This is a genomic window from Anabaena sp. FACHB-83, from assembly GCF_014697485.1.
Taxonomy (GTDB): Bacteria; Cyanobacteriota; Cyanobacteriia; order Cyanobacteriales; family Nostocaceae; genus Nostoc_B.
This window is the reverse complement of record NZ_JACJRY010000050.1, coordinates 18,866-41,676: the sequence shown is the minus strand read 5'-3', so window position 1 is coordinate 41,676 and position 22,811 is coordinate 18,866. Positions and strand designations below refer to the sequence as shown.

22 protein-coding genes are annotated in these 22,811 nt (G+C 42.0%); 8 read left to right on the top strand and 14 right to left on the bottom strand.

Annotation, left to right across the window (positions count from 1 at the left end):
- Positions 1–582: 582 nt before the first annotated feature.
- The 9 genes from H6G79_RS37530 to H6G79_RS30910 form a co-directional block, all read right to left on the bottom strand.
- Positions 583–708, bottom strand: coding sequence for a hypothetical protein (locus tag H6G79_RS37530; protein WP_277877378.1), 126 nt, complete (start codon positions 706–708; stop codon positions 583–585).
- A gap of 85 nt (positions 709–793) precedes the next feature.
- Positions 794–1,504: an ADP-ribosyltransferase gene (locus tag H6G79_RS30945; RefSeq protein WP_190594174.1), complete on the bottom strand. Its 711-nt coding sequence runs from the start codon at positions 1,502–1,504 to the stop codon at positions 794–796.
- A 236-nt stretch (positions 1,505–1,740) separates the two neighbouring features.
- Positions 1,741–2,931, bottom strand: coding sequence for a strawberry notch C-terminal domain-containing protein (locus H6G79_RS30940; RefSeq protein ID WP_242048645.1), 1,191 nt, complete (start codon positions 2,929–2,931; stop codon positions 1,741–1,743).
- Positions 2,932–2,978: 47 nt separating this feature from the next.
- A complete protein-coding gene (locus H6G79_RS30935; protein WP_190594173.1) occupies positions 2,979–4,454 on the bottom strand; it encodes a hypothetical protein in 1,476 nt (491 codons plus the stop codon).
- A gap of 52 nt (positions 4,455–4,506) precedes the next feature.
- Positions 4,507–4,896: a hypothetical protein gene (locus H6G79_RS30930; protein WP_190594172.1), complete on the bottom strand. Its 390-nt coding sequence runs from the start codon at positions 4,894–4,896 to the stop codon at positions 4,507–4,509.
- A 64-nt stretch (positions 4,897–4,960) separates the two neighbouring features.
- Positions 4,961–5,299, bottom strand: coding sequence for a hypothetical protein (locus tag H6G79_RS30925; RefSeq protein ID WP_190594171.1), 339 nt, complete (start codon positions 5,297–5,299; stop codon positions 4,961–4,963).
- Positions 5,300–5,349: 50 nt separating this feature from the next.
- The gene (locus tag H6G79_RS30920) at positions 5,350–6,105 is read right to left on the bottom strand and encodes a hypothetical protein (protein WP_190594170.1); all 756 of its coding nucleotides are present in this window, start codon (positions 6,103–6,105) and stop codon (positions 5,350–5,352) included.
- Positions 6,106–6,192: 87 nt separating this feature from the next.
- A complete protein-coding gene (locus H6G79_RS30915; RefSeq protein ID WP_190594169.1) occupies positions 6,193–6,747 on the bottom strand; it encodes a hypothetical protein in 555 nt (184 codons plus the stop codon).
- Between the two features lie 108 nt (positions 6,748–6,855).
- Complete coding sequence (locus tag H6G79_RS30910) at positions 6,856–7,581, bottom strand: hypothetical protein (protein ID WP_190594168.1); 726 nt, start codon at positions 7,579–7,581, stop codon at positions 6,856–6,858.
- Here H6G79_RS30910 and H6G79_RS30905 point away from each other — a divergent pair.
- From H6G79_RS30905 to H6G79_RS30885, 5 genes are all read left to right on the top strand, one after another.
- On the top strand, positions 7,564–7,809 hold the full coding sequence (locus tag H6G79_RS30905; protein ID WP_190594167.1) for a hypothetical protein: 246 nt from the start codon (positions 7,564–7,566) through the stop codon (positions 7,807–7,809). The genes H6G79_RS30910 and H6G79_RS30905 overlap by 18 nt on opposite strands.
- A 255-nt stretch (positions 7,810–8,064) precedes the next feature.
- Positions 8,065–8,391 carry a helix-turn-helix transcriptional regulator gene (locus H6G79_RS30900; protein ID WP_242048644.1) on the top strand — a complete coding sequence of 109 codons (327 nt, stop codon included), beginning with the start codon at positions 8,065–8,067 and terminating at the stop codon, positions 8,389–8,391.
- Positions 8,392–8,567: 176 nt separating this feature from the next.
- Positions 8,568–10,250: a hypothetical protein gene (locus H6G79_RS30895; protein WP_190594166.1), complete on the top strand. Its 1,683-nt coding sequence runs from the start codon at positions 8,568–8,570 to the stop codon at positions 10,248–10,250.
- 88 nt (positions 10,251–10,338) lie between these two features.
- The gene (locus H6G79_RS30890) at positions 10,339–11,130 is read left to right on the top strand and encodes a BRO family protein (RefSeq protein ID WP_190594165.1); all 792 of its coding nucleotides are present in this window, start codon (positions 10,339–10,341) and stop codon (positions 11,128–11,130) included.
- Between the two features lie 34 nt (positions 11,131–11,164).
- Positions 11,165–12,238, top strand: a complete 1,074-nt coding sequence (locus H6G79_RS30885; RefSeq protein ID WP_190594176.1) for a hypothetical protein — start codon at positions 11,165–11,167, stop codon at positions 12,236–12,238.
- Here H6G79_RS30885 and H6G79_RS30880 read toward each other — a convergent pair whose 3' ends face one another.
- The 4 genes from H6G79_RS30880 to H6G79_RS30865 all read right to left on the bottom strand — a co-directional run bounded on the left by H6G79_RS30880 (position 12,239) and on the right by H6G79_RS30865 (position 17,790).
- Positions 12,239–13,000 (bottom strand): hypothetical protein, encoded by a 762-nt coding sequence (locus H6G79_RS30880; protein WP_190594164.1) that lies wholly within the window; start codon positions 12,998–13,000, stop codon positions 12,239–12,241.
- Between the two features lie 281 nt (positions 13,001–13,281).
- Positions 13,282–14,538: a DUF2934 domain-containing protein gene (locus H6G79_RS30875; RefSeq protein ID WP_190594163.1), complete on the bottom strand. Its 1,257-nt coding sequence runs from the start codon at positions 14,536–14,538 to the stop codon at positions 13,282–13,284.
- Between the two features lie 94 nt (positions 14,539–14,632).
- Complete coding sequence (locus H6G79_RS30870) at positions 14,633–16,240, bottom strand: restriction endonuclease subunit S (RefSeq protein ID WP_190594162.1); 1,608 nt, start codon at positions 16,238–16,240, stop codon at positions 14,633–14,635.
- A gap of 95 nt (positions 16,241–16,335) precedes the next feature.
- Positions 16,336–17,790, bottom strand: coding sequence for an N-6 DNA methylase (locus tag H6G79_RS30865; RefSeq protein ID WP_190594161.1), 1,455 nt, complete (start codon positions 17,788–17,790; stop codon positions 16,336–16,338).
- A gap of 285 nt (positions 17,791–18,075) precedes the next feature.
- Between H6G79_RS30865 and H6G79_RS30860 the strand changes: the two genes are divergently transcribed.
- Genes H6G79_RS30860 through H6G79_RS30850 form a run of 3 tightly spaced genes read left to right on the top strand, consistent with a single transcriptional unit; the run spans position 18,076 to position 19,447 of the window.
- Positions 18,076–18,690, top strand: coding sequence for a Uma2 family endonuclease (locus tag H6G79_RS30860; RefSeq protein ID WP_190594160.1), 615 nt, complete (start codon positions 18,076–18,078; stop codon positions 18,688–18,690).
- A 19-nt stretch (positions 18,691–18,709) separates the two neighbouring features.
- Positions 18,710–18,982 (top strand): hypothetical protein, encoded by a 273-nt coding sequence (locus H6G79_RS30855; protein WP_190594159.1) that lies wholly within the window; start codon positions 18,710–18,712, stop codon positions 18,980–18,982.
- 18 nt (positions 18,983–19,000) lie between these two features.
- The gene (locus H6G79_RS30850) at positions 19,001–19,447 is read left to right on the top strand and encodes an HNH endonuclease (protein ID WP_190594158.1); all 447 of its coding nucleotides are present in this window, start codon (positions 19,001–19,003) and stop codon (positions 19,445–19,447) included.
- Between the two features lie 20 nt (positions 19,448–19,467).
- Here H6G79_RS30850 and hsdR read toward each other — a convergent pair whose 3' ends face one another.
- Complete coding sequence (gene hsdR, locus H6G79_RS30845) at positions 19,468–22,800, bottom strand: type I restriction-modification system endonuclease (protein WP_190594157.1); 3,333 nt, start codon at positions 22,798–22,800, stop codon at positions 19,468–19,470.
- Between the last annotated feature and the right edge of the window lie 11 nt (positions 22,801–22,811).

Here is a 22,811-nt window from a genome sequence, read left to right as displayed (position 1 = left end):
AGAAGCACCCAAACAGCAAAATCAATCAAACTTGATGAACCAATGTGGATATGTCCTGTTGTTGAAGTATTATGTGAATTTATCATTTTATTGAGTTATTTAGAAAAATCTAATGAAAATAGCTAACCTATTCAAAAATTGGCTTAAAATTTTAATTACCTAAAAGTTATAAATTAGGAACGTTACTATCTTAGTATGCAAAATGTTGTATCAACTAACTGTAGGCGTAATCAACAGTAGCTTGGACTTCTTTAATTGCTATCGGAAAGTTTTGAGGCAATTTACTGCTTACCTGACTTTGCAGATTACTTTTGTGTTTTTAACGGGAAATTGGGTGAAAACTTTTGATAGTTAGGTTTAAAATGTTTGCTTGTCAGGAAATTTTATGGAACAGAATAATAAATAAAATCCAAAGAGAACCTATATTTGTTATTGTGACTTAGTTTTAAGTTTTTGAGCTTTTCTATGAAACTGTAATTTTAATGCTCCACCATAAAAAGAACCGAAGAATCACAATGTTTTAGAAAAATAAAAGCCCGAAAATGGGGCTTTTATTAATTAGCTTTTTACACTGATTTCAGCTTAATCTTCTTCTTCAAAAACAGTACCATCTGCTTCGTCTTCTGATTCCCAACGTCCAGTTATTCCACCTTCAGAACTATCTTCTGGTTGGGTTGTGGTACTATTGATTTCAGTTGTGTCAATCATAAAATTTCTCCTGTGTTGATGAATAAAAAACCTTGGTCAGTTACTTATATTATAAATAACTGACTATTAATCTGCTGAAAATTGCTCAAAGTTCATCAAGTTCAATAACCACTAGTTCACGAATTTCTCCTGATGTAGTGACTGGATATTGTTGAGACTTGACATTACTTACTTGAAATCGAGTATGTGGAGGAAACAAGATTTCTCCCTCGCGGTTTGCACGTTTAATCGGGTCAACATATCTGCCTTTGGAGGCAGGGTTAGGATTGATGTGAAAAACCGCAGTTGCCTCTTGGCTATATCTTTGCATCAATCCTACAACATCTTGCCAGTAAGTTGTACTAGTAAAAGTGGTTTCAGTAATTGTTTTTCCTAATTTATATTTATCAAGTCTTTCTCTTGACAATTTCTTGTACCGTTTGAGATATTGATATTCGCTTGGAGTAGGTTGAGGCAAAGCTTGTAATTCATCTGTTGTAATTGCGGGAATTTTTAGAAGTGCAATTGTCGCTGCTTTGGCTACAAGTAAGAATTTCTCTGGTTCTTCATCAGAAGTTAAAGCATTTACCAAACTTAAATTGATATTGCGATAGTAATATGTCGGGCCTAAATACATTGATAAAGCCCAAGCCTCAACACGGGATAATGAAGGTGCAAAATTTAAGGTAAATTGAATTTTAGACTCGTGATAGCGACTGTCGAAGAGTCTTTCTGGGTTTGGCTGATTTGGAATTAAGGTTAGAAGGCGAAATTCTTCAACTTCACTCAATTCTAAGTTAAATGGTGGAGTCCACATTTTGTTTTATTCTGCAATACTTCACCAAAAATGTGCGAAGCGAAATTGTTAGAAAAAAATAAGCCACTCTACTAACCCGAATTTCTCACGTATGGGTAGCGGGTGTGGAGAGAGGGGAGTGTGGGGAGTGTGGGGGGAAAGATTTTTTCACCATCCTCCCACACTCCCCACCCCTCCCACACCCCTGGATTTCTCACAAGAGAGAAATCCAGGACTAAGAAAGTGGCTCAAGCCAGTTAACCCAAAATGCCTATCACTGCCGCCAGCACATCAGCAGCTTTATCTCTAGTTGGCACAAATACCCGCTTACGCCAATTTATAATTTCGGTGAAACAACCCTTAGCCACAAGTCTCTCTGCGAGGGAAAGAGCTTCAAGCAATTCCAAGCGAGGTTCACCAGCAATGTAAGAGCGACGCAACGTTACGCCTCCGGGCAATTGCTGAGAATAGCCTTCGTTGAGAACCAGAGATACTAACTCTTGTGGAGAAAGCAGCGTGTTCTTCAGCCCAAGCTGTTCAGTAACGGTCTGGATGTCTGAAGCATGAACCACACGCCCCAGAATTTTCTGACCATCGCTGGTTTGCAACCGAAACACCCGGCTGTTCTTCTGTGGCAGAACTTTCCAAATTGGTAGTAGGATTCCTGTGACCAAGTGCAAGTAGTCAGTTGTGAATCTGGGTAGTTCGTCTACTTCCTTTGACCAAGCTGTAACAAACTCCTGTATTGAAACTTGTTTCCAGGTGGACGATTCTAATCTCTCAACAGGTACGCGCATTTGATTTTGTGGTCGTACTAGCAACACTCTAGGTACTACACTACCATCACCATCGAATACACTATGCGTAGGAATTGATACTGCGGCTTGACCAGATTTTTCATTGATCAAGAACCGCCCCTGGTGCTGAGTTGAAAACTCCAACATTTCGGCAGCCGTTTTGATGTTGTTCCTTTGGGTGCGTTCTATCTTTAGGTAGTTAGTTACGCTACCAGTAGCAGGGTGAGTATATACGGTTTCGCAGCTTTCCACAGTGAACCGTTCAGCCCGAAGCGTTTCTACTCCGATTTCAAAAGTACCATTGGCGATCGCAGTTTCAATCTGTTGACTCAACAACAGTTCAAAACGCTCGAAAATCACGTTTTGCATCCCGATTGTCAAAGCCAGCAAGCGATTGAGGAACTGTCGCAACGGTGGTAAATCTATCTTCATCCCGCCTTCGTGAGAAGTCAGAGATAAACCCGTCATCTGCTCGAACTTGCCCAAAGGCACTTCGTAAAATCGACCTTGGAATATCTGCTTAAAGAGTTCGTACAGCGCGTACTCTGCATACTGAGACTCAAGGTTATCCTTAGTGTCGAAGATGCCATTACCTCCGGTTTGCCGTTGCCGCTTATAAAAAGCTACACATATCAGGGCAGTAAAGCCCAAATCTATGTAGAGAGAAGTTAGCGGTTTATCTTCTTAGGAAATCGTCTTTAACGCCTTTGCTTGCTCTTGTCAGATTTCTCTGACCATTGCTTGACCAAAGACCCCCAGTTAGAGATAGCATAGAAACTGTGACGCTTAATGCTAGATTTCCGAATTAATCTATTTAGTTGATTCCACAGGCTCCATACGTGCTTTCCATCCTTCACGGACAGATAGGCGGTTATAGAGCCTGGAAGATTTTCCGTCAATCGCATACCACGTCTAGCAATGGCTAAAGCAGCAGCTTCATCACTGGCTAAACCGTACTGGCGTGCATATTTAACTAAACCAATTAAACTGGTGTAAGCGGGATTCACTTTCATCAAGTAAATGCCACGATTACTTAAAATACTGTCTAATAATTGATAAAAACGGTTATAAGCCCAACCAGAAAGCATCCGGGCATACTTTCTTCCACGTTCTCTTAATTCCTCTTTTTTACTAGAAAAGTCTAATTCTTCACAAACAATCGGACAAGCAAATATTGTGGCTAATCTCGCCAGATGTAAGCAAGCATGAACAATCTGCGCGTCTTGTTTGCCTGATGGCAGTCCCATCTGTAGCGGGATTTGACCGTGAGATTTAAGATTACCATCTTTATCAATGTATGCCCAACCAATAGAGCCGGGATTCAAATCAATCCCAATGCAGCCGTAAGCCGAATGGCGAGAAACACGCTCAACTGGTTTTGGTGTAAATTTTACGGCTGCATTCCATTTGTTGTGCTTGCGAAAGAAATGCCATGTCTTTGCGCCATCTTTGGGCAATCTGTTGATATTGCGGTCAAAGTTGCCTAGCTTTGTTATGACTTGTTTACCAAACCGTGATTCTAGACAAGCTGGGACACGAAATTTTAAAGTATGACCGTCCCATTGACAAACTTGATTACCAAAGCTTTCATCCTTGGAACCAACTACAAATACTTGATTTTTAGAAATAACTGTTTGAATGGGGGCTATGTTTAAGTGTTCGATTTGTTGAGATAACTTGTAAGCCAGACGTTTTTTATGGTGAATTTGAAAGCGTAAGTTGTTCCAGTTAGTGTTGCGGAGCTTTAAAGAACAATACAGTGGAAAGCGGCATCCTGTTTTAGAATTACGCCAGTTTTTTTGAGCGTAGAACTTAGCCGAATCAGATAATTTTTTCTCTGATTTTGTAATCCAAGAGTTGAGCGATTTTAGTTTTCCTTCCAGTGTTTTAATATGGAGTTTACGGTGTTCCTTAGAAGCATCAACCGCACCTTGAGCAAAACTGATTACACCACTGGTCTGTCGTCTTGATATGCCATAAGTCTTCTGTAAATGAGTGTTCCACTTTGATTTATTAAATGAGCGAGTGGATAAAAGATGATTAGCTGTTTCACACGCTGCTTTATGGAATACCGAGCTATAAACAGTCAGAAACATCTCAAATTCTGTGAATCCTAAGCTATTTAATTCTTCTTTTGGAGTCGGTAATCCTTTAACATACGTGAGAGTCGGCATTTATTTCAACTCGTCAATTATCTTTAGAAACCCTTAGTTTTACTACGAAAAACTACCCCACCAAATACCGAACAACCTGCGGATCTATTGCTGCAATCCGATGTCTAATTGGCTGTGGAGGATGTTTGAAAAACTGTTTTAAGTCTCGGCTTTTGACTTGATAACGATTAGCACAACGCTTTTTGGCTTTCAACCAACCTTGCCTCACCCAATTAACAACTGTGCTTGGAGGCACACAAAGGTTGTTGGCAATTTCACGGCAACTGTAATTATCAAGAACTGGGCGGATAGAGTAACCTAAAGAATGTAATTTATTCTTAACTGCTGATACTGTGCGTGTATATCCTCGTCTTTTGAGTCGAAAAGCTATTTGTTTTGGAGTATACATCTCGGCCATTTCGTCGAGTGTTGTTAATTCATTTTCATCCCATTTAATGCCCATAACTAAATTCCTGATATTCAATGTTGATAAATCAAATATTTCAGGCAGATTTTGTAGTTTTTTATTAGTTTGCTTCTACTGCCCGTGCTTGCTTTAATCGCTTGTATTCATCCCAATTTCTGGGATTGTGGCGTGATAACATTGCTTCTTCAAAATCCCAATTTTGAGAACTGATATCAAACAACTCAATTGCCGTATCAAAACCGCATTGCAAAAATCTGGTATACGATTCTTCTGACCAAAGAATTGATTGAATAATTGCTATCAAAAGATTGAGATTAGTTTCGCTTGCTGCACCCTCTTTTTGCAGCCAATCAATGGTGTTTAGTAATTGTTGTTTGGTAGAAGCCGCAGTTGATTCTGGCAGTGCAGCAATGGGGGTAAAACCTGTTAGTTGTTTCATAATTAGTTAGTGTGGCGATTCATCGGTGAACCGCCATTGTTAGTTTTTAATTACCTTCTCTTGCTGGGTACAACTGCCTGATTCTGTGGTTGTAACGATGCCCGTGCCTCTGTTTCCGAAACTGCTGGCAATGCAGGTCTAATCTCTGCATTTAAAGCCCAACGCTCGTAAGTCTCGTTAGTAACCCAGCCCAATGTCGCCCCAGACTCCGCACCGCTACGTATCATTTCAGCAGCTTCCAGTGCATCCTTTTCAAAATCAGACTGCGGGTTGCGGTATGACCACTGAATGAACCAGTACGTACCCAGCGCACCTTCCACCTTTTGAAACTCGGCACAGAAGATGTAGTTTTTCAACACACTAGCGATCGCCGCATAGCAAAACTCTTTCGGATCTCCCGGCATCCCTTCCTCGCACCACTGCTGAAAAGCACGATGCGCGAAGTGGTTGTACAGTCCTGCAAACGAATCCTTGCTCCGGCGGTGCATCAGAAAAGAAAGCAGCATCGAGGCTGGCCCTTTGAACTGGTCTTTTAACCCACCAGCAACGGGAATCACCCACAGTTCGGTAAATGGCTCGTTGGTGAAGTTCTCGTTAATGGTCATTGGGCGATCTGGGCGAGAAATAGCGATCGCAAAATCAGCCTTGTTACCTTTGAGGTATCCGCCCTGCTGTGCTTCTAAAATTGTCAACTTAGGAGGACAATCGAGAAGAAATTGCCCGTACTCCTTGGCGCAGTTGGCTTGTAATTTTGGTTGGCTGGGTGGAATGAGAAAGACGCTGTTGTTAATTTTGATTGTTTCCATAATTGGGTTGCTTTTGTTGAAAATTGCGTTGATTTGGGATACTGTTCGGGTTAGCTATTTGTGACAGAAACAGAGATTGCTTTAGCCTTAGTCAGCAATATCTAATGCAGGACTTTGATTCGGTTCGAGTTCCAATTCCAAATAAGAAAGCGCAGTTTCAGCATCGCCAATTGTTAAATCTGGCTGATATCCAAGTGTTAGATAATCGGGGTGTTTGGCAATTTCTTGAATGAGGAACTTTGCACCATTAACCAAATCATGCAGAGATGGATAACGCGGTTCCTGGGGCTGTTTGGTGCTTTCTTCAACCAGAGAATTAGCCGCTAAAACGGTGACACCAACTGCTTTCAACTCATGCTTTAGTGATTCAACTTGGTGCAGATGGTTGGTGATTTCGGTTTCTAAAACTGTTTTTAACTCCTGTGGTGAGAGCAGTTTTATGTCCTCTTCAATCCGTGTTTCATCGTCTTCAGTGTTTTTGTTTGGCAGCAAAATATAACGCCAACCCGCACCGTATTCGTCTGCTAAGTATGTGTCTTCGGTGTAATACTTCATGCCGATTATTTGCCCCCATTCTGTTCGTTGTCCAAAGCCAAATCGGGGGTATTGCCAACCCGGAGGAATCGAGATTGTGGGTTCCATGATTGTATTGATGAAGAGATTGGTATAGTTGATTACGTCATTGGATGAGGTGAAGTGCAGGAGGTGAGGGAGTGAATTTTCTCCCTCACCCCTATTTCTTCTCCTCCGCTACGCAGCTACAAACTCCGCACTATCCAGCAGATGCTTCAGTTCCACCGATGGCATTTGCTCAAGCGGTCGGTACTGCAAGTATTCGTCAACAAAATCGGCACACCCTGGCAACTCCGACCTTGAAACATACCAAACCGCGTCTGATGCAGAGTTACAAAAGACTTGCTGTTGATTCGCGTCCGAGGTGCGAGTGAACCACCAGTTACCGCCAGCGCAACCAACTTGTCCAAGTTTCTCGTCGTTGCGGTAAATGCCGTCATCAAGCAGTTCCAGTCCCAGGTTTTCGCATTCTTTGAAAATCTGCACCATGATTTCGTTACCCGTACAAGAGGCAACGGGGCAGGGTGCAGGGTGCAGAGGGGAAAATTCCTCACCTTGTCTCCCTGCTCCCTGCTCCCCTGCTTCTTCTTGAACTGGTAATGAGCCATCCAAGTGATGTGTGTAGATGTAGCGATAACACCTACCCCATGTATCAGCGCGGAATTCTTCTTTATCGTTGACTATTACCAGCCATCTTTGAGTCACAAAATCGCGGTGGTCGTAGGTGATGTGGGCGATGAGTTGACCGTAGGCGTAAATTTCGTGGTTGTAAAAGTCGATTTCAATGCTGGTAAATTCTTCTGGGGCTACAGCTTGTGCTTGCTGGCTGATGTGGTGTTCCAGTTCGGCTTGGGCTAGGGATTGCGCGTCAACTGGTTGCTCTGTATGTGCAATGTAGGTCATAATAATGGTTTCCATGTAGTGGATAAAAAGCGATCGCAAAGTTTGTCAGGCTGGGCGGTCGCTTTTGATTTTTCCGAACGTTGTGGGGGAGCCACAACGCATTCACAGATTTTTGGCGTAGCCGTAAATCGAATCTCAAAGCTAGTGGCATTTGAGCATGACCAAGGCAAACAGGGATGGTTGCAAAAGCCAACTATTGATTGCGCTTGTTTGTGCTGGCTGTCTTGATAGGTTTAATTTTGAAAATTCGGATCTTGGATGTCTGCAAACTCGGTCTAAATTAGGTGTTGGCAGTTTCTTTTCCCTATCTCATACATATAAATATATATGAGACGTAGAATTATGTCAATAAAAAAGCTAATATTATATTTATGAAATTTACTAATATCTATCACGCGTAGATAAAGCTGATTTTATTTCTGTATACTGATCAGTAGTCGATTTATCCAAGCAAGACGAGGATTAAACTAATGGAGGTGTCGCATGAAAAAGCAGATGATTGTTTGGAAGTTAAATGAAGTGATGGCAAGGCAACGCATCAAAAACAAAGACTTGGCAGCATTTCTAGGAATTGACGAAAATTCTGTTTCTCGACTTAGAAAAACAGATGAAATGCCTCGTTTGACAGCAGAAAGGCTGAATGGACTTTGTATTGCTCTTGGATGCCAACCTGGAGACTTAATTGTTTTTGTCCCCGATGATGATGCAGGGGTTGGAGAAGATAGTTCACAACAAATAGGAATAATACCGGCTGTTAAACGCAGAATTCCAAAGACTAGTGAACCCAATACACAGGATATTGCAGCATAAAGCGATCGCCCGCCGCCAAGCAAATGCGATCGCCTGCTCGTTCCTTTGACTGCAAAGTGAGCTAATTATAATGCTGACATACTTTTGGTTAAACCTAAAAGTCAGTAAGAGACTCACTTTGGTTAAATTGCATTCCTTGTCTGTTTTTGTGCATTTACCAATAGTGGGCAATAATCATGCTGACACTAGACCGCGAAACAACATCACCACCCAGCTATAGCATTCTCAATACCAGCATCAAAGAAACCTTCACCGCCATTGACCGCTTCGAGTGGCAAGCTGTCGAGGAAATCTTGCAGATGCGTGACAATCAGCTTTACCGTGAAGCTGGTTACAAAAGCTTTAAGGAATACTGCCAAAAAGAACTATCGGACTGGGGTGGATACCGAAGAATTAACCAATTGCTGGGAGCCAAAAAAGTTAAGGACACAGCCGATGAATTGGGTGAATATATCAAAAATGAGCGTCAAGCCCGTTCGTTAATGCGATTAGTCAAGGAACCAGAGAAACTGAAGCAAGCCGTTACGATCGCACTCTCTGAAAACCCCTCACCCAGCGAATCAGACTTTGCCGCAGCTGCAAATAAAGTAGTTCCTCGTCTACCACGCCAAAAAACTCAGGAACCAATGGTTCCTAAAATTGAAGAACCAATTGTTTCTCAAATCCAGGAACCACTGGTTCCCCAATCTGCCAAAGTCACGGTTACGTCACCAACTCATCCAAGACATGGGCAATCAGGAAGCATCTCAGCCGAACCACCCAATCAAAGGCAGCAGATTGTTAGCTTTGAGGATGGCAGCAGGGAACTGGTCAATAATGCGGATTTGAGTAATAACGCAATTGAGTCATTCCCCACCGAAAGAACTTACCCGAAAGAATACGCTGAAGCTATCGCACAACTGAAGCAGCAGCACCAGCAAGAATTGGAACAACTGGAAAAGGATTTGAGGATTGGCTTACTCTCGGAAGCAACGACCCAAGCCCAGCAACAGGTACAAGAACAACTCACCACTTTACAAAACCTGTTTCAGCAGCAGAGGGAAGAAAACATCCAGCTACAGCATCGGCTTTTTGAATTGGAAGGCTTGAGGCAGTTGGAGCTTGAGAACCAGCGATTACAAAAACGTATTCAGGAATTAGAACTTGCTGTACAAGAACGCCCTGCTCAGGAGTGGGGTAATACTCTTACTAAGCAAGCAACCAAAGCGTTAAATAAGGAAGTCAAGCGATCGCTAGAAAAAACTATTGATCTGCGATCACTTGCCGAAGAACCACCCAAAGAAAACGCTCAAGAATGCCTACGACTGATGGGTATTGCGTTGGGTAATCTGGCCACAGCTATGAATAACACCCAAGCCCTGCAAGCTGCGGCGTTAATTCTGGGGAGTGAACCAACACCCAAAGCGATCGCATATCGAGCCGAACAATTGCAACTACTCCCGCAAGCTGTTAGTGATATTCGGGCGGTGCTATCCAAGCCTGGGTGTAGTTGGTGGGACTATTTAGAAGTTGCCCAAGAGTACGAGGTGATCAAAAAAGATTATCTGGCAGAGTTAACCCCACAAGAAACAGAACTGATCACCGCTTTGGAGAAAGCCGAATCCTCTCAAATTACGGAACCATTGGTTCCTGAAGAAGCCCTTACCGAATCTGTTGTTTCTGATGCTGAAGTGATTGGGCTTGGCTCTATTGTTGCCCATGCCGATATTTACTGCGCTTTATATAACGCTAAGGGTGAAGTTATCGAAGACATGGGCGAAGAAGTTTGGGTGGCTTGGGAGCATTGGAAAGACAAGCCCAAGAAAACTGACCGTTACTTCAAAGATGAGTTGCGTTTCTGGCAAGAAACAAACCAGTAAATAGAACTCTCGCTTATTGCCAAAAGAACTGAATGCAGCATGGCTCAAGTGCTGCCGATATTTTCATGCGTCAAAAATTGGAGTCAATATGAATATAATCGCATCCAATCAAGCTACTGATAGCCCTTTTGACCAAATCAAGAAAATTGACGAGCAGAATAATGAGTATTGGTTAGCGCGTGATCTCATGTCCATTCTGGGATATCAGCAATGGCGACAATTTGAGGATGCCATAGACCGAGCGATCGCCGCTTGCGAAAACATTGGTCAAGATAGCAAAAAACACTTTTTGCGTCTGCCCGCAAAAAGTTCAGGAGGTAGACCCAGAGATGATTTCAAGCTTTCTCGTCATGGTTGTTACCTGACTGCAATGAATGGAGATTCTCGAAAACCAGAAATAGCTGCTGCACAGAATTACTTTGCTTACAAAACTCATGAGGCGGAGTTATCCTCCCAAAACTCAGAATTACTGACCCAATTTTTAGAACGGTTGGAACAGCAAAGTCAAATCATCGAGGCGCAAGGCAAGGCTCTAGCCCAATTACAAGCCCAAGTTCAAACCCTGTTACCTCCATCATCTGATTTTGCACCTCCTGGCTGGGATGCCGAAGTCTGGCGATCGCTACCTCCACAAGATAAACGCCATTTCCGGTTTTTGTTCCGTCGCCGCAACTTCCGACCATCTACAAAAAATGAAACCCTGGCTTTACCTGCTGTAGACACTGAACAGATGAAGCAAAGGCAACGCGATGAAGTAGCGCGTTTGGTTGGTGAGGTGTCACCCGAAGAGAAACAGCAATTACAAGCCGCTAAACGCCAACAACTTCGAGAGTTTTGGTCGCAAGCCCCAGAAGAAGACCAAGAAAATATGCCGTTTTAGCCAGTCAGTTTTTAGAAATTATGGAAGGTGAATTATGAGCAGCATTGCCTCTACTGAGAAATTTTCTATCCTGGTGATATTGCGCCGGGAGTATCTTGATATCACTGGTAACTTCTGTGCAGCCAAGCTGATTGAGTATTTTCGGCACTGGACAAAGTGGAAGATGAAGAATCACCGCACCCCTTGGATTTATCAGCCTCTCAAGAAAATTTACGCTGATTTGATGGGTGAACATAGCCTTCATGTAATCAGGAGTGCGATCGCTCTACTTGACGAGATGGGTATTATCTCCAAGCAGAAGAACCCAGGTAATGGGCAAGATAGGACGTGGCAGTATAAATTGAACTTCGATGTACTGAATAGGCTATTAGAACATGGCAGGTGCAAAACTGAACCTTCAAGACTCAATGCAGAACAATACCACAGATCCCATCCAGAAGTTTCAAAGCCACAGCAACACTCTGCTGTTGAGCTTGAAAAAAGTGAACAGGTGGAAACCGAAATTTTGGACTATGACCAGGAAGGGATTTGTCAAACCTCAGAACAAGATTTACCCGAAATTACTCACTTCGTTGAAGAGATAGAACAGGTTGACTCGACTATCGAGACAGATACTCATGAGGATCGTTCTTCCGCCGCCCCTGCCGTGTCAAATTTTTATGATGAAGATGCTAGTGATGATGATTGCGCTTTTGAGCGTGTAGAAAAACCAGTGCAGCCGAGTAAGCAAGAAGTTCAAGAAGTGCTGCAACAGTTACGAGAAATACCCTGTACTCCACAGTTTCGACTCAATGCAGAGATTCAACGCACGGTTAGGCGGTGTTGGGAGAATGTGCCGGGTGCGATCGCTTATTTGAAGGAGGCGATACGGACTTGGAAAGGGATCAAGTCACCGGAGGCTGTATTCGTCGCTGCTTGTAAAGAAGGCAGGAAACCGGAAGCGCAACAGGCCAAGTCTAGTGTGGTTGCTTGGTTTGAGTGGGCGAGGAAAAACAGGATTGTGATTGCGATGTCTGGTGAGGTCGTGTATACGCCGGATGGGGAGGCGGTGGCGTTGGCTGAGATGATGCGGCGGTTTCCGTCAGAAAGCCCATACTCACAAGATTAATCATTGGCGAGGTGGTACTGGGTCTACTTGCAAGGTTAATGCTTCAGGCTCAAATTGTTCTATACACCGTTTGAGTATGCCTAACATAAATTCAACACTAAACCCCATTACTGGCGGTGTGCTATACAGCCAGCTACTGTATGTCGGCCTTTCTTTCCCACCGTATAACGACGAAATCTCATGCGCTCCCTTTCCTGCTTGTCCTTCATGAATATAGGCATTTCGGAATGCTTTGTAAGCGATCGCGCCATATCGGGAAAGAATCAGCCATTGCTCAATTTCATCTCGATTAGCGTCAGGGTAATTTGTAACGACTTGATAAACAACATCATCTATGTTCAAATCATCTGAAGGCGAGCGAGTTGTTCGCGCATCCATATCAGAATCGTCTTCATATTTGTAGATACTAGAGCTATTTTTCTGCCTTTTAATTCCGCTTAAAAATATACATACATTCTTAGGTAATTTGGAAACATCGCCTCGATCTGCTCGACTCCACACATCCGGGAGCGAAACCAGTTGAAATACATCACCGCCATAACGTGCAAGAAACGCATCAAAAATAATTCGCTTACTACTATTACCACACTCCTTCTTGCCGACCTCCTTTGCCCATAAATTAGAAAGAGCGTCAAAAGCTCCCCATAGTAAAACGTTGGCTTCGTACCTTTGTTCGCTCAGGTCTAACTTACTGATGAATGCGTGTCTTTTTCTCCAGTAATCAAAAAAAGCTCTGATGCGCCATTCTAAGTTTTCATCCATATTTTATGTTAGTTAAACTTGTTCCATTTTAAATTTATGTCATTAAATAGCAAATTATAACAGGTTAACTACTTCCTGAATATTGGAAGTGATTGGCTAACGCCTCAATTGTTCCCCTTAATGAGTGTTCTTTTTGGCCAGTGTTACATTTCAGCAGAAGAAGCATTATGGCTTGGTAGTCAGGGATGGGCATACAGTGTTTTCAGGGGAGATAAAAATTTACTGGAGGATAGCAATTTATACTTCAATTGGAAACGGCAAACTAGACAAAGCTTGAAAAATTATATTGGTTTAGAAAGAGAGATAATATCTTCTTTTATGGCGACATACCAATCACGATCAGCATCCCATAGTTGCATACCTCTTGACTTCCATAGGTAATAAGCTCTTTCTCTAATTTCATTTTCTCGCAGAGATATATAACTGTTTCTCACACGTTCGTAGAGTGAACTGCCAATAGTTTCAACTCCTTCCTGAAGGATACATTTCATATTATAAGCAGCACTCGCCGAATTACTCAAACATAGATTGGCAATAATTTCTTCATGGATTTTATAGTGATTTCTAAAGTGTATATGTCTATAGTTTTTATCTGTACATATAAATCCTGGTTGATATGCAAAAATTTCAATTTTAAGTTCTTTATTATCTAAACGTTTAATATAGTAGTTCTTTAAAGCATCCCAAAATTCATATATAGTGGCTAATGATTCAACTCTTATCCCAGAGGCTCTATGATGTTCACCATAAAATAGAGGAGCAAGTAAATTTACTGCAAATTCAGTCAACCAAGAATATGAACGAATTCCAGTATGGATATAGATATTTCCCCACTCATAAATCCGTTTAACAACATCAAACCTGGGATGTACTGATATTTTATTACTATTTATAAATGTTCGATAAACTTCAAGAAAGTCACTCATGTTACCTGGACTTTTTGAAACTATATATCCTGATATTCCCATGCTCCATTTCAATCGAAGTTCGATCATAACTCGAATTAAAACAGGGCTAACTTCACTCTGATCTGAAGGCTCATCAAATTGTAATTCACCAAATATAATCTGTTCACAAGTATCATAGTAGAGACTGTAATCAGGATTTTTAGTTAAAGATATCTCTGGAAATAATATATTTTTGTCCTTCATATTAGAATAATCATTCATCAACAATAAGCTATTTAAAATACATTTTCTGATCAATCCTCTCATCTTTACTGAGGCTGAATTTCTAATATTTTGACTTTGCAATCTCTCTAAAATATTTCTTATGACAAGATTAAATGCAGAACAATTTCCTCTATAATAAGCAATATTATTGATCTTATTTTCGTAATCCGATGGAGTGGTATAATATATTGATTCAGCTATTTGGATTTTGTTGGATAAAAAAGCTTTGTTAAACCCTAATATTTGAGTACATAAAGCTTCATATAAACTCAAGTATTGTTGGCATTCTGTGATTAAAGTTTCTAAATTTCCTGAATAAGAAATCTGTTCAATAAAGAAATATTTTTCTAAAATTTGTTCTTTCATGTAATTAATAGCCATATAATAAAGACTACTGAAAATAGAATATGAGTATGAATATTTTAGGTACTATTTTTTGTATATTGACGCTTAAGTATTATCATTCCAGCCCCAATTCTAGCTGCACAGCTTCTTCCCCTTGCAGTTGTTGTTTTTTGGTACGTTGAGTGCTTGTGTTAGCTGTAGATTTCTTAACTGTTTTGGTTTGGAGTTTGTCTCGTTCTGTACGGATGCGTTCTAGCAGGACGGATGCGGGTTCATCGTTGGGATCTTGGTTTACAAGTTCACCGCGAAACGCTTTGGCTAGGATTGATTGATCAAGTGTTACCGCTAACTCCAATTTGTTATTTACCAAGGTTTTTAATTCTGATACTGTTGAAATTTGATGGTTTAGTAGTTTTATAATTACTTGAAGTTCCTCCTGTGGGGGTATCGGAATTTTAATATTACGAACAATTTCTGTGTTCAAATTAGGTTGAGCAGCACCTTGATTTATTTTTCTTAAAGTTTGAGTTAAGGTTGTTAAAAAATAGTAGAGATAAATCTGAATTTCTCCATTAACAAACAATAAAGCTACTGAACCGTCATTAATACATCCCCCAATTTTAGTAATTTTTGGTACACCAAGAGTAGCTCCACTATTAGTCAGCAAAAAAGTTCCAGGCTCAATAAATCTACTAGCTTTGCAACCTTCTTCAGTTACAAATCCAGATGTTTGCGTTAAATATATCTCGTCATCCTTAGTAATTTCGGCAACTGTAATCCAAGGAATATTTCCACCGAAATATTTTGGATCACCCGCAGGACGTGGAGAAGCACCACGAACTACAAAGGAAATATTATTGATATCAGTCCAAATCCATCCTTCAGGTATTTTGGGCAATTCCTCATTACTAAACGCTTCAGGTTCTTTATATTTATCCTTCCATTTATCATCCTTCGGCAGTTTACCACTTGCCTCCATTTTCTTCCATTCCGCTTCTTCCCAACGGCGGCGACGTTCTGCACGAATGCGCTCAAGTAAAACCGAAGCAGGTTCAACATCAGGATTTTGCTCCCGCCAATCAGCAGTGAGGTCGCCACGAAAGGCAGCAGCGAGGACAGATTGCCGGAACTGGTCTAGCAGTTGAGGGATATCCTCAAGCGCATCCTTCACTCGCTGGCTTCTGGCTTTCAGTGACTCTACTTTGGCAACTATACGGCGTTGTTCGTTGAGGGGTGGAAGCGGTAGCGTAACGGTTTCAAGCGTACTCAAATTCAAAGTTTTACGTGCAACTTCTCGCGCTCCACGTACCAAGGAATCTTGCATAATAGGAGTTTGAAACCAGAGTGCAGCCCAGTGTACATCTATCTCATCAACTAACACAATCTTAGCTATTGCACGCGCGATATTAGCCCCGCGTGCTTCTATTGGAACAATAGCAACTCTTCCAATTGTTCCAACAATAGATATTAATAACTCCCCACCGTATACTTTGGATCGTTTATACTCTTTATCAACTTTATGATCAATTGTTCTTAATGATTCAAGATTTATACCATTACCGTGGATATTACAAACACGAATTAGTGGTACGCCTTCCTTAACTTCATTGCCAGGCTGCACAACACCATAGCATAATGGGTAAAGTGGTGATATTAGTTCTGACAAAATAGCCCATTGCCATTTATTAGGTAATTTAATAATATTAGTAATTTCATTAGACATTTAACTAGTTTTCATTCTCCCTATATTTACACCGCAGATAGGAAATATTTTTGTTAAAATTTAGCCCATCAATTTGATTCATTATGGGTTTATTTTTACTCTAAAAGCGCAGCTTCTTCCTCAGTCACTTCATCCCCTGCCAGCAACGCCGTCAACTCCTCCATCTGGGCGATCGCTGTTTGCAACTTCGTCATAATAGCCGCAGCAATCACATCAGGTTCAGGTAAATCATCCCCTGACTGCAAACTTTCATCCCGCAGCCAAGTTATATCAAGGTTTTCGCCGCGTTTAGCAATATCTTCGCGTGTAAAACACCGCCAACGCCCCAACTCTCCTTGATCAACACGGGGACTGTTGCCATTGGAGTCATCGCCGTAGGCTGACTCAAACAGTTGAAAATGCAGCTTAGTTAAAGGTGTGCGCTTGCCAAAAACAGGTATATTCGTCCGCATATCGTAAAACCACACCTGTTTGGTGTTCCCCTTGTCTGTTGTCCCCCTTTGGAAAAACAGCACGTTAGTCTTGACACCTTGAGCGTAGAAAATTCCTGTGGGCAACCGCAAAATTGTATGCAGGTTGCACTTATCCATCAAATCAGCCCGGATGTTACGCCCTTGCCCATCTTCAAACAGGACATTATCAGGTAACACTACCGCAGCCCGTCCTCCGGGCAACAGCCCACGATAGATATGCTGTAGAAAAGCTAACTGCTTGTTCGACGTAGGATAAGTAAAGTCATCCCGTGTAGGCAACCCGCCGCCCTTCTTCGTTCCAAACGGGGGATTAGTCAAAATAACATTGGCTTTTGGTAATTGCTGGCCATCGCTGGAAAGAGTATCGCCTATGTCTACAGCCCCTTCAATGCCGTGTAACAGCATATTCATCAGTAACAGCCGATGGGCATCCTGTACTAGCTCAATGCCGTAGAATGCTTGATGACGCTGAAACGATTGGTCTGCTTCACTTAAATCAAATAAATCATCAGTATGTTTTTTGATGTAGCGATCGGCAGCAATTAAAAACCCACCAGTTCCGGCGGCGGGGTCTTGTATCAGTTCCCCAGGCTGCGGCTTGATGAGTTCGACCATGCAATCAATCAAAGGACGCGGCGTAAAGTATTGCCCTGCACCTGATTTTTTCTCACTGGCGTTTTTCTCTAGCAGTCCTTCGTACAAATCGCCTAAGCCTTCTTCCTTAGCAGAGTACCAGTCAAGCTCATCAATGCTTTTGACCAGTTTATTAAGGATTTGCGGTTTCTTGAGGGCAGTTTGGGCATTGGCAAAGATAGCTTGCACTCGTGGCGGACTGTCGGAACCCAGCTTCAATAAGGTGGCGCGGTAGAAGTTCATTTGGTCGATGCCATCCTTGACCACCAAATCACCCCAACGACAGCCTTCAGGGATTTGGCCTTCTGTCCCTGTTTCCTGCGCCATCTTCAGAAACAGCAGGTAAGTTAGCTCAGTTACGTAGTCCAGATAAGTAATCCCGTCATCCCGCAGGACATGACAGAGATTCCACAGTTTTTGTACGATGTCGGTAGTTGCGCTCAAGGTTTTAAATAAATGCTCAGTATACAAATGCTGCTTTGTAATTATAAGCAATTGGGTAATGTTGTCAAAGCTGATTGCTTTTATAATTAGGTAAAAAAGATAAAAACAAATAAAGATATTTGTATGGTTAATTATAGAATCAGCTTACTTACCCCAGGTATGTTAGTTGTTGAATCAAAACTTGATTACCCATTAGATATATTTTAACAGTTAAAAATCAGTAAGATATGCTAACACAAACTTAAAATATTATTGATAGATTTCAACATATTTAAAGGTAAAATCATGACTCAATCCTTACCTGAATTAATTACATTTGATGAATTTATCGAATGGTATCCTAACGATGGTAAACGGTATGAATTGCACAAGGGAGTAATTGTTGAAATGCCGCCGCCAACCGGAGAACATGAGAAAGTTATTGCTTTTTTGTCACGAAAGTTAACTATAGAATTTGATCGCCTTAACTTAACCTACGGGATACCCAAAACTGCATTTGTAAAAACGCCTTCGGCTGAATCTGCTTATTCGCCGGATGTGTTGCTGTTAAACCTGGATAATCTCCGCAATGAGCCGCTTTTTCAAAAACAGTCAACAGTAACCCAAGCTGCATCTGTTCCTCTAGTGGTTGAGGTTGTATCAACTAACTGGCGCGATGATTACTACAGTAAGCTTGGTGATTACGAGGAAATGGGCATTCCTGAATATTGGATTGCTGATTATGCGGCGTTGGGGGCAAGAAAATTCATCGGTAATCCTAAACAGCCTACAATTTTTGTATGTCAATTAGTTGATGGGGAATATCAAATGACCCCGTTTCAAGGGAACGCTGCGATCGCTTCCCCGACTTTTCCCGAATTAAAGGTAACGGCACAGCAAATTTTTGATGCGGCTAACTAATTGACAGGAAATAATTCCCATGACAATCAATTTACCTCTGAAATTGACCCACTTGCCCAATAGTCTACCTTTAGATGGCGCTGTTCGCATCGAGTTAGTAGAAGGAGTGCCAATATTTCGTGCATCCAGTTTAGTCCAAGGACGAATTGAAGCTTTATTAATTAAACAAAAAGACTCGGCTCTAACTTCCGAAGAAGAAACCGAATTAGACGGATATGAAGAATTAGACGATTATTTGAGTTTGGTGAATCGGATTATTAGGAATACATCATTAATTCAAAACGAAAGCTAATTATAGGAAATTAGAGATTTGTCTGCAAATCGTTATATTAGTGAAGCTACTCAAAATCAAGTTAGACAAAGAGCCAAGTCTCTGTGTGAATATTGTCATGCGTCAGAACAATGGCAGTATGTTTCTTTCACTGTAGACCATGTGATTCCTCTTTCCAAAGGTGGCGCTAATTCAATTGATAATTTAGCTTTGGCTTGTTTTCATTGCAATCGCAAAAAATCTGATAAAGTTAAAGTATTTGATGAACAGTCGTCATCGGAAGTACCTTTATTTCATCCGCGTACTGACAGTTGGCAAGAACACTTTATTTGGTCAACAGATACACTTTCTATTATTGGCTTAACACCAACAGGACGCGCCACCGTAACAGCATTGGAATTTAATCGCTCCAGAATAATTAATATTCGCGCTGCTGATAGAGAAATTGAACGGCATCCACCAACTAATGACCCAATTCAAAGTTGAAGATTTATCAACATACAATATCATCCCACATCCTGCCACAGTGATTCATTAATCTGCACCAAAATATCTTCTAATTGCCCGTTAAAAGCTTTATTTAACCTAACAAAACCACCACCTTGGGTTTTAAATTCGCCTTGGTCTAATGATTCCCTATCCACAATAGTTTCTATCTTTAATTGCTTACCAATACGTTCTAACCATTTACGTTGAGGTGGTGTCCAGTTTTGAGAAGTCAGAATGTTCTTCATTGCTTTATCTACCCTTTCCTCATAGGAAACCAAGGCATCACCCAAAGTTGCTTGACGGATAAAGCCAATGATTGAGGCAGCAATATCAGCATTAGTCATTTCTCGCCATGCTACTTGCAATGTTTTTTCGGAATATCCAGCAAGGTCTAGCATTAACCGCAATTCTTTCAACTGCGTCCTAGTCAACTCACGCGGACGAGTAGTAACAACGGTCAAAGCTGGAATTTTATTGATGTTCTCGCGTAGATATGCGCTGAAACTGTCTAGGTAATCTTCGGGTTTTTGGGCATTACCGTAACCCCGTTCTACACGACGCAATTCATCAGCATGGCGGGAAATGAGTATTGGTTGCCTACCGCCATCTCGTGCATCTAACATTTGCGCGATCGCTGCCCTTTGTTTAAACCATTCCTTGAGTTGCTCTTTGTTGCTTTGTCGCAGGTGGTTAATCATCTCAGGCAACGGCATTCCAGCAGCAGCTTCAATATTCTCCCGGTTGCGATCGCCCCATCTCCTCTGTTGGCGTTGCAGTTTGGCTAGGAGTTGTTCAACAATGGTAGCCGTAGCTGTGCTGTCGTTAACTGTCTGCAATTCTTCCACCAGTTGAGTAAACGAAATCTTGGGGTTAACTGCCACTGGTTTCATCGTGGACAGAGGCGACAGGGCTGAATATAAATTTACTGCATCGTAAATGTAGAAGACTTCCTTTTTAATTTCATCACAGCGACGTGTAGCCCTTCCTAGCATTTGTTCGTAAAGGATGCGCGAATTCACCCGGCGAATGAAAACTAAATTGCAGATTTCAGGTACATCAATGCCAGTAGTCAATAAGTCTACTGTCACGGCAATTTTAGGATTAGCTTCGTTTTTATAACGGCGAATTAATTGTGATGGTTGGTCTGCCTTGCCAGTTATTTTTAGGACTGCATCATCTTCAACGCTGCCATACTGCTCAATCAAGGCTTGTTTTAATAAGTTAACCACAATATCTGCATGAGAGTCATTCACGCAAAATATTAATGTTTTCCCTGGTAGTGAAGGATCAATATTTTGGGCTAAGTATTCACAGATGACTCGATTAAATTCTTCGGTAACAACTTGGCGGTTAAAGTGTTCTACTTCAATTTTGACTTCATCAGGGGCATTAACTAGATCAATTTTGCTTGTAATGGGGTCAAAATATTCCATCTCTGCCCCTGGTTGCCACACTATGCCATCTTCACTTAGGGCTGTAACAATGCGGATGGGAGGTTCACAGTCGATGAGGTATCCATCAATTACCGCTTCTTTGTAACTGTAGGTATAAACAGGTTGACCAAATATTTGGGTGGTTTGTAGGGCTGGGGTGGCAGTCAGCCCAATTTTTACTGCGTCAAAATGGTCGAGGACTCGGCGATACTTGGAAATGTAATCATCATAGTCGCGGAAGGTAATTTCACAATCGCTTAATTCCCGATCTAGCAAATACCCTCTATGGCATTCATCCACGACAATGCAATCATACTGGTCGGCTGTAGGAACGGTTGCGTTCTCGCCTGGGTAAAGAATACGTTTAACAAGGGCTTGCACAGTGGCAATGTGGACTTTGGTATCGCTTTCTGGTGCAGCTTCCCCCAGTTCTTTAATCCCAAAAATATCAGCAAAGGTTTGCAAATTCTCTACTCGCGTTTCTTTAAAGACATTGCCTGTTTGTTCTCCTAATGCTCTGCGGTCTACCAGAAACAGAACGCGGCGAAAACGTTTGGTTTTGAGAAGGCGATAAACCAGAATAAGGCAGGTTTTAGTTTTACCTGTCCCGGTGGCCATTGCTAGTAACAGTTCTCTAAAACCTTTAGCTAATCTATCTTCGACTGCTTGAATGGCTTTAATTTGGTAATCCCGCAGTTGCAGATTATAGTTAAAACCTTCTTCGGCAAGTCGTTCATGTGCTTGGTCTACATCTTGATTCAGGGCATCAACGAAAGCTTCTGGTCTGTACCAAGTCGTCAGAGGACGGCGGATATTTTCAGGGCGGCGGACATCACAAAACCATATACCGCTTTTGGTTTGCAACTGTCTCAAGAATTCTCGCCCATTGGTGGCAAAGACGAAAGGTACTTTGTATTCTCTCCAGGGGCCGCCGGGTAAGGTTTCGTTATCCTTAATTTTGTAACCGCGACTGTAACGCTTGGCTTGGTCGATGGCAGCATAAACATCTGTACTTTGGCGTTTGGCTTCGACTACCGCCATTACCTGAAGTCCCACAAACAGAACGTAGTCAGCGCGTCCTTGGTCAGTTGGCCATTCTGCGATCGCAATATTTTTTCCTTTTTGGGGACGAGTGCCTGTACTGTACGTTAGCTGTTCTGAGTCCACTTCCCAACCTGCTGACCGCAATTGAGCATCGATGAGGCGACGGGTTTCACGTTCATCTAAGTCAATGTTATTCCCTGCTTGTTGCGAACGCTGAATGGTTTCTTGAATTGCTTGTGCAGGTTGGGTTTGAGCTACAGTTTGAATTTGAGCAAGATGATTTAAAGCTGCTTGTTTTTGTGCTTCGGCTTCCTTGGCTAATTCTTGGGCTGATATGCGACGCTGTTCTTCTTGCTGGGCAGCTATTTGTGCTAGTTCGGCTGCGGTGCGGCTGGCTTGTAATTCCGAGCGCAGATGTGACAATTCTTGTTTAAGTGCTAAGTTTTCAACTGCCTCATCTGGAGGCGGAACAAACGGGCCAGGGTTGAAATCGGTATTTTTAGTGTTAACTCGATGAAACCACACCGCTAGTTGACGCGCATACTTCAGGTTGCTAAGGGCGGTTCCTTGGTCAGATGCAAATGCGTGTGTAGCATCATTGCCAGCTAGACGTAATTCGTTAAACAAATCATACGCCCTGCCTTTTAAGACTCCTTTATCTCGCAAGCGACGTATCAAATCAATTTGTCGTTCTTCACCCTCATATATCCCTACATTAGCGGCTATCATCTGCGCGAGGAGTTCGCCAAACTGACGCAGTTTTATCAGGCAGGTGTTGGGATCATCAGTAAAATATCTTTCCGCTAAAGCTCCCAGGCGCACCAGTTGGGGGTCATGGACTGCTAAAAACCCAAAGTTTGGTGATACTAACATTGTGCTAGTCT